Origin of the sequence: Micromonospora sp. BL4 (assembly GCF_003667505.1) — a bacterium.
Lineage (GTDB): Bacteria > Actinomycetota > Actinomycetes > Mycobacteriales > Micromonosporaceae > Micromonospora.
The window spans coordinates 1-7,764 of record NZ_RCVJ01000092.1 but is presented as its reverse complement, the minus strand read 5'-3'; the positions used below and the strand labels follow the sequence as shown (position 1 = coordinate 7,764).

Genomic DNA, 7,764 nt, shown 5'->3' with positions numbered 1-7,764 from the left:
GTCCGGGTGCAGGGCGGGAGTCAGGTGGGGCGTGAGGAGGGCGATCTGCCACTCGCGGGCGTTGAAGCCCCGCAGGGTCTCCGCCACCGCGTCCTCGGTGAGCTCCTCCGGAGGGGTCCACGCCAACCGGCGTACCGAATCCGGGGTGATCAGGTTTTCCGGGGGCAGGTTGTGCTTGCCGGCGATGCGGACCACCACCTCCCGGCAGCGAGCCAGCCGACCGGCCGCCACCGGGTCGCGCTCGGCCCACCGGTGCGGCGGAGGCGGGCCCTCCACCGCCGGGGTGACCGGCAGCGCGTCGTCCGGAAGCTGCCGGGCGTCGTCGAGCGCGGCCAGCCACGTGCGGGCCAGCCGGCGAACCGACCGGCCGCCGAAACCGGGCAGCGTCAGCAGGGTCTTCTCGTCCTTCGGGTCCAGCTCGGCCGCGGCGATGATCGCCGAGTCGGGCAGCACCCGACCGGGCGCGGCGTCGCGCCGGGCCGCGATCTGGTCCCGGGCGTACCACATCGAGCGGACCCGGGCCTGGGCCCGCGCCCCACGCACGCGATGGATGCCGGAGGTGCGCCGCCAGGGCTCCGCGCGCACCCGGGGCGGGCGGGCCCCGGTCCGGACCAGGGCGGCGAACTCCTCCGCGGCCCAGGCCGACTTGCCCTGCCGGGCCAGTTCGGCGTCCAGCGCGTCGCGCAGGTCGGTGAGCATCTCCACGTCCAGGGCGGCGTAGGTGAGCCACGACTCGGGCAGCGGCCGGCTCGACCAGTCGGCCGCCGAGTGGTGCTTCTCCAGGGTGAACCCGAGCAACTGCTCGGTCAGCGCGGCCAGGCCGACCCGCTCGAACCCGGCCAGCCGCGCCGCCAGTTCGGTGTCGAACAGCCGGCGCGGACGCAACCCCACCTCGGCGAGGCACGGCAGGTCCTGGCTTGCGGCGTGGAGCACCCACTCGGCCTCGCCGATCACGGCGTCCAGCGTGCTGAGGTCGGGCAGCGGCAGCGGGTCGATCAGCACGGTGCCGGCACCGGCCCGACGGAGCTGCACCAGGTAGGCGCGCTGGCTGTAGCGGTAGCCGGAGGCCCGCTCGGCATCCAGGGCGACCGGGCCGGTGCCCGCGGCGAAACGCGCCACGACCTCGGCGAGCTCGGCCGGAGTGGCCACCGGATCGGGGGTGCCGTCACGCGGGGCGGTCAGCGGAACGGGCCCACCGTCGGTCGGGTCGACCCCGTCGCCCGCCGGCTGCGGCTGGGCCGACGGCGGGTGCTGGGGTGCGTTTCCCTGGAGTTCTTCGGCGGGCCGACGGCGCAGGGGTGGTTCGTCGGTCACCTGCCAACCCTAGTGCGCGCGGTGATCCGGCGGGTGCAGCCGGTCCGGCGTGTGTCGATCAGGTGTCCGCGAGGTGTCCTCCGGCATGCCGGACATCGGGGGATACGGAGCCCGTTCGCGCAGGTTCGGGTCCGTGGAGCCGCAGCCCCGGAAGGCAGGGCGGGGGCGCCGAGGTCAGGCGGCGCCCGCGGGGCGGCGGTCGGACAGGGCGGTGACCCCCGGTGGGGGCAGGCCCGCCGTGAAGGCGAGCAGCGCGCACCAGCCGAGCAGGTGCGGGGCCAGATCGTCGTCGACCGGCGTCCAGGAGGCGCGGATCTCGATGTCGCCGGCCGTGGGCGGGCCGGCCAGATCGCCGAACCGGGTCGACATGGTCTGGGTGACCGTCCCCCCGATGGCCCGGTGGCCGGCGTCGTGGGCGTCCAGCGCGTCGGTCAGCCAGGTCCAGCCGACCCCGGGCAGCAGCGGGTCGGCGGCCAGGTCGACCTCCAGCTCGGCGGTCACGTAGGTGACCAGCCGCAGGGTGCCCTGCCATGCCTCGTGCCCGGCCGGGTCGTGCAGCAGGATCAGCCGACCGGTGGCCACCTCGTCGCCGTCGCGCAACACCGTCGCGGAGAGCGCGAACGCGTACGGGGCCAGGCGCTGGGGAGCGCCGACCTCCTCCAGCGTGATCTCCGGCCGGGGCGCCGCCGACCGCAGCCCGGCGACCGCGCGGGCGAAGGTCTCCGGGAGCGCGATCGGGGGGGCCATGCCGGCAGCCTATGCCGCCGTCGGCCCCCCGGCTTCGACGGCGCGCCGACACCCGAATCCGTACCGCGGCTCGGCTGCGCGTACCCGGCGTCCGATCCGGGCCGGCCCGCGGCACCGGCGTTGACACGGGCCGGTGGCGCCGGGAAGGTGTTCTTCCTTTCACCCCCGGCGGGGAGGGGGTGGGTGCCGTGGCACGATTGCGGCGATGAGCACGGACACCACGGGCACTGCCGCCCGAGACGGAGAACAGCGCCCCGGCGGGCCGGCCGACTCGCCCTTCATCCGGGCATGCCGGCGTCGGCCCGGCCCGCACACGCCGGTCTGGTTCATGCGCCAGGCGGGCCGCTCACTGCCGGAGTACCGGGAGATCCGGGCGAGCGTGCCGATGCTGGAGTCCTGCCGCCGCCCGGAGCTGGTCACCGAGATCACCCTCCAGCCGGTGCGCCGGCACGGGGTGGACGCGGCGATCCTGTTCAGCGACATCGTGGTGCCGGTCGCCGCGGCCGGGGTCGACCTGGACATCGTGCCGGGCACCGGGCCGGTGGTCGCCGAACCGATCCGCACCGCCGCCGACGTGGAGCGGATCCGCCCGATCACCCGCGACGACGTCTGGTACGTGGACGAGGCGGTACGACAGCTGGTGACCGAGCTGGGCGACACCCCGCTGATCGGTTTCGCCGGCGCGCCGTTCACCCTGGCCAGCTACCTGGTCGAGGGGGGCCCGTCGCGGACCCACGCGAAGACCAAGGCGCTGATGTACGGCGAACCGGAGCTGTGGCACGCGCTCTGCGGCCGGCTGGCCGAGGTGACGATCGGCTTCCTGCGGGTGCAGATCGAGGCCGGCGTGTCCGCCGTACAGCTGTTCGACTCGTGGGCCGGCGCGCTGTCCGAGGCCGACTACCGCCGCTACGTGCTGCCGCACTCGACCGCCGTGCTCAGCGGGCTGGCGCACGCTGGTGTCCCGCGGATCCACTTCGGGGTGGGCACCGGCGAACTGCTCGGCGCGATGGGCGAGGCCGGCGCGGACGTGGTCGGCGTCGACTGGCGTACCCCGCTGGACGTGGCGACCCGCCGGATCGGCCCGGACAAGGCGGTTCAGGGCAACCTGGACCCGGCCGTGCTGCTCGCGCCCTGGCCGGTGGTCGAGGCCGAGGTGCGCCGCATCCTGGACCAGGGCAGGGCCGCTCCCGGACACGTGTTCAACCTCGGCCACGGGGTGCTGCCGGAGACCGACCCCGACGTGCTGACCCGGGTGGTCGCGCTGGTGCATGAGCTCTCCAGCCGCCGGGCCGACCAGGGCTGAAGCGCGATGCGGCAGCCCTGGCGGGTGGCGGTGGTCGGCGGCGGGATCGCCGGGCTGGCGGCCGCGGTCCGGCTGCGCGACCGCGCTCCGGCCGGCACCGAGATCACGGTGTACGAGCAGTCCGGCTCGCTGGGCGGCAAGCTGCGCTCCGGGGAGTTGGCCGGCCAGCAGGTGGAGTTCGGCGCCGAGTCCTTCCTGATGCGGGACCCGACGGGGGCCGAGTCCGCGGCGGTGGCGTTGGCCCGCCGGCTCGGGTTGGCCGAGCAGATCGTGCACCCCACGGTCGGGCAGGCCGCGCTGGTCGTCGACGGAGGGCTGCGCCCCATCCCGGGCGGCACCCTGGTGGGCGTACCCGGGGATCTGGACCGGGTGACCACGGTCGCCCGCCCGGCCGTGGACGCCGACACCGACGGCGGCCGGCCGCTGGTCGGGCCCGACGAGGACGTCTCGGTGGGCGCGCTGGTCCGGTCCCGCTTCGGTGACGAGGTGGTCGAGCGGCTGGTCGACCCGATGCTCGGCGGCGTGTACGCCGGCCGCGCCGACGACCTCTCCCTGGTCACCACCATGCCGGCGCTGGCCCGCGCGGCCCGGGTGGAGCACACCCTGACCGGCGCGGTCCGGTCGGCGCAGGCCGCCGCGCCGCGCGCGCCCGGCGCCCCGGTCTTCGGCACCCTGGCCGGTGGGCTCAGCACCCTGGTCGAGGCGGCGGCGACGGCCAGCGGCGCGACGGTGCGGCGGGACGCGGCGGTCCGCGAACTGACCCCGACGACCACCGGCTGGCGGCTCACCGTCGGCCCGACCCGGGACCCGGAGCTGGTCGACGTGGACGCCGTGGTGCTGGCGGTGCCGGCCCGCCCGGCGGCCCGGCTGCTCGCCGGTCCGGCCCCGGCGGCCGCCGCGGGTGTCGGCGAGCTGGACTACGCCAGCGTCGCGCTGGTCACCCTCGCGCTGCCGCGGCCCGAGCTGCCCGAGCTGTCCGGCTTCCTGGTGCCGAGCACCGAGGGGCTGCTGATCAAGGCGTCCACCTTCTTCACCACCAAGTGGGGGCACCTGCGCCGGCCCGACGGGTTGGCGCTGGTCCGCGCCTCGGTGGGCCGGTACGGCGAGGAGGCGCAGCTCCAGCGCCCGGACGCCGACCTGGCGGCCACCGTGCACCGGGAGTTGTCGGCGGTGCTCGGCGCGCCGCTGCCCGCGCCGGTCGACGGGCACGTGCAGCGGTGGGGAGGGGCGCTGCCCCAGTACACCCCGGGGCACGCCGACCGGGTCGCCGCCGCGCGGACGGCGTTGCGGGCCGCGCACCCCACCCTGGTCCTTGCCGGCGCCGGCTACGACGGCGTCGGCATTCCGGTCTGCGTCCGCTCCGGCGAGACGGCGGCCGACGAGATCATCACAGCACTGGGAGGATCGGCGAGATGACCGAGCAGACCAACGCGGCCCGGCTGCGGGAGCTGAACGCCAGCATCCGCTACACCATGTGGTCGGTGTTCCGGGCCAGCGCCCCGCTGCCGTCGCTGCGGGACAACGTCACCGGTGAGGTCGAGTCCCTCTTCGAGGAACTGGCCGGCAAGGACGTGGTGATTCGGGGCGTGTACGACGTCTCCGGGCTGCGCGCGGACGCGGACGTGCTGATCTGGTGGCACTCCGCCTCCAGCGACGCGCTCCAGGACGCGTACCTGCGGTTCCGCCGCACCACGCTGGGGCGGGCGATGACCCCGGTCTGGTCGCAGATGGCCTTGCACCGGCCGGCGGAGTTCAACAAGAGCCACATCCCGGCGTTCCTGGCCGGGGAGGAGGCCCGCTCGTACATCTGCGTCTACCCGTTCGTCCGCTCCTACGAGTGGTACCTGCTGCCCGACGCCGAGCGGCGCGAGATGCTGGCCGAGCACGGCCGGCTGGCCCGTGGCTACCCGGACGTGCGGGCCAACACCGTGGCCTCGTTCGCGCTGGGCGACTACGAGTGGATGCTCGCCTTCGAGGCCGACGAGCTGCACCGCATCGTCGACCTGATGCGTGACCTGCGTGCCTCCGGTGCCCGCCGGCACGTCCGGGAAGAGGTCCCGTTCTACACCGGCCGCCGCCGCTCGGTCGCCGAGATCGTCAACTGCCTGGTCTGATCCCCGCGGACGCGGGTCCGAGTGGGCGGAGCATGACCTGTTCGCGGCGTACGCCGTCGGGCAGCAGGTCGCCGACCTCGTCGGTGAGGCTGAAGCCGGCGTGCCGGTAGAGGGCCTTCGCCGCCGCGTTGTCCGGCATGACGGTGAGGCGCAGCCGGTCGGCGCCGCCGTCGCGGGCCCAGTTCGCCACCGCCTCGACCAGCTGGTGGCCGACCTTGCGGCCGCGCGCCTCGGGGTGCACCCACATCGAGATCAGCTCCCTGACGAGCGGGTCCGGCGTGGGTACGCCGCTGGCCATCCCGACCGGCCGCCCGTGCAGGGTGGCCACCAGGTTGTGCGAGCCGGGGATGCTCAGCCGGTCACGCCAGCGCTGCTCGCGGTCGCCGTCGTCCTGCCAGTCGGCCAGCCGGGAGCCGAACGCCTCCGGCGCCTCGGTGAGGGCGGCGAGCCGCAGTTGGCGCCAGGTGGGCCAGTCGTCCGGGGTGAGCACGGTCATCTCGATCATGTCGGGATGATGCCGGTGGTCGGCGGCGTGCACCACCGCATTTTCCCGCCGGCCGGCGCCGCACCCCCGCCCGGGTGCGGCGCCGGACGGGGATCAACTGGTCGTGGTGCAGGAGACCAGCGGAAGCGGGTTGGTGCCGTTCCACGAGCCGAGGAAACCGAACGTCGTGCTCGCTCCGGCGGCGAGGCTGCCGTTGTGAGCGACGTTGCGCGCGGTGACCTGCGTGCCGTTGCTGGTGACGGTCGCGTTCCACGCGGAGGTGACCTGCTGGCCGCCGGTGTAGTTCCAGCTCACCGACCAGCCCCGGGTGGGCGAGCCGCCCGCGGTCACCCGCACCTCGGCCTGGAAGCCACCGGACCACTGGCCGGTGACCGCGTACGTGGCCGTGCAGGCCCCGGCCGGCGGTGGCGTGGTCGGCGGTGGCGTGGTCGGCGGTGGCGTGCCCGTTCCACCGGAGAAGTCGACGTCACTGCACAGGTAGTACGACTGGTCCAGGTGGCTGGCCTGCCAGATGGTGTAGACGATGTGCCGGCCGGTGCGGCCCGACGCGTTCACCGGGATCTCGATGGAGACGCCGCCGGTCTCCTGCTTCCACTGCGACGCCGGGGTGTTGCCGATCTGGCCGGACAGCACCAGGTCGTCCCAGCCCAGCTGTTCGGTGAGCGGGTTGAAGCCCTGCCGGGTCACGTACACCCGGATGTAGTCGGCGCCGTGGCTGGCCTGGTCGAAGAAGCGGACCCGGAAGTTGCTCGACACCGCGGTGGTCTTCCAGGCGCCGACGGTGTCCAGGGCGTTGTAGCGACCGCTCTGGGTGCGCCCGCCGCTGCACAGTTGACCGTTGGGAATGGCGCCCTGGTGGTTGCCGGCCACGCCCTCGCGGAACAGGCCGTTCCAGTTCCACATGGCGTTGGGGTCGGCCTGCCAGGCCTGCCAGCACATCGGGTCCTCGGTGGCCATCCGAGGGTTCTGGAAGTCGCTGCCCCAGCGTTGCCAGCAGCTGTAGTTGCGCGAGGCCGGGTCGACGACCGAGCCGTGCGCCGAGGCGGGCGGGACCAGCGCGGTGGTCAGCGCGGTGGTGAGCAGGAGCGTGGCGGCGGCCGCGACGGCGAGCAGCCAGAGCACGCGGGGTGATCGGGCGAGAGTGGACATGGAGCCCCCGGGGGGATGAGGTCGGACGACGACACCCGGACCGCCGGGAGTTGCCCGCTCCCGTGCCTACTCGCAGGCTCCCGCGATGGCTCTACCCGGCACGATGCCAGGCTGATCGTCAACCGTCAATGGCATCGCGGCGCATCGGGGTGTGGGGGATGCCGTCTTCGACGTACTCGGGGCCGCTGACCGCGAAGCCGTGCCGGGTGTAGAAGGGGACCAGGTGGGACTGGGCGTCCAGCACGCAGGGCCGGTTGCCCACCACCTCCAGCGCCGCGCTCATCAGCCGGCCGGCGTGCCCGCCGCCGCGCGCGGCGGGGGCCACCACCACCCGACCGATCCGGGCGACACCGTCCGGGTCGGCCAGGATCCGCAGGTACGCCAGCGGCGCGCCGCCGTCGGTCAGCCAGAGGTGCCGGGTGCCGGGTTCCACGTCCCGTCCGTCGAGCTCCGGGTACGGGCAGTCCTGCTCCACCACGAACACGTCGATGCGCAGCTTGAGCAGGTCGTGGAAGTTGTGGGCGTTCAGGTCGGCGAAGGACGCCGTCCGGACCTCGATGGTCTGCTGGGGCACCCACCGATGGTAGGCCGTCCGGCCGGGCGGGCCCCGGGGCGTCCCGCCCGGCCGGGCC

General features: G+C 74.7%; 8 protein-coding genes. 3 read left to right on the top strand and 5 right to left on the bottom strand.

The features are described from left to right. Together EAD89_RS08900 and EAD89_RS08895 are read right to left on the bottom strand one after the other, a co-directional pair. Nucleotides 1-1,314 (bottom strand): ribonuclease D (locus EAD89_RS08900; protein WP_147457366.1); only part of this gene is annotated, 1,314 nt, incomplete at its 3' end. A gap of 174 nt (nt 1,315-1,488) precedes the next feature. Then, entirely contained in the window at nt 1,489-2,061 is a 573-nt protein-coding gene (locus EAD89_RS08895) for a DUF3000 domain-containing protein (protein ID WP_121654001.1), read from the bottom strand. Between the two features lie 205 nt (nt 2,062-2,266). Between EAD89_RS08895 and hemE the strand changes: the two genes are divergently transcribed. The 3 genes from hemE to hemQ are packed head-to-tail and all read left to right on the top strand — an operon-like array spanning nt 2,267 to nt 5,478. Then, entirely contained in the window at nt 2,267-3,364 is a 1,098-nt protein-coding gene (gene hemE, locus EAD89_RS08890; protein WP_121675401.1) for a uroporphyrinogen decarboxylase, read from the top strand. Nucleotides 3,365-3,370: 6 nt separating this feature from the next. Next, nucleotides 3,371-4,780 carry a protoporphyrinogen oxidase gene (hemG, locus tag EAD89_RS08885; RefSeq protein ID WP_121675400.1) on the top strand — a complete coding sequence of 470 codons (1,410 nt, stop codon included), beginning with the start codon at nt 3,371-3,373 and terminating at the stop codon, nt 4,778-4,780. Continuing rightward, nucleotides 4,777-5,478, top strand: a complete 702-nt coding sequence (hemQ, locus tag EAD89_RS08880; protein WP_121675399.1) for a hydrogen peroxide-dependent heme synthase — start codon at nt 4,777-4,779, stop codon at nt 5,476-5,478. Before hemG ends, hemQ begins: the two co-directional genes overlap by 4 nt. Here the strand turns inward: hemQ and EAD89_RS08875 are convergent. From EAD89_RS08875 to EAD89_RS08865, 3 genes are all read right to left on the bottom strand, one after another. After that, on the bottom strand, nt 5,462-5,983 hold the full coding sequence (locus EAD89_RS08875; RefSeq protein WP_121675403.1) for a GNAT family N-acetyltransferase: 522 nt from the start codon (nt 5,981-5,983) through the stop codon (nt 5,462-5,464). The two genes, hemQ and EAD89_RS08875, sit on opposite strands and share 17 nt — an antisense overlap. 93 nt (nt 5,984-6,076) lie before the next feature. Next, nucleotides 6,077-7,132, bottom strand: a complete 1,056-nt coding sequence (locus EAD89_RS08870) for a lytic polysaccharide monooxygenase (protein WP_121675398.1) — start codon at nt 7,130-7,132, stop codon at nt 6,077-6,079. A gap of 118 nt (nt 7,133-7,250) precedes the next feature. Next, on the bottom strand, nt 7,251-7,706 hold the full coding sequence (locus tag EAD89_RS08865; protein WP_121675402.1) for a GNAT family N-acetyltransferase: 456 nt from the start codon (nt 7,704-7,706) through the stop codon (nt 7,251-7,253). Between the last annotated feature and the right edge of the window lie 58 nt (nt 7,707-7,764).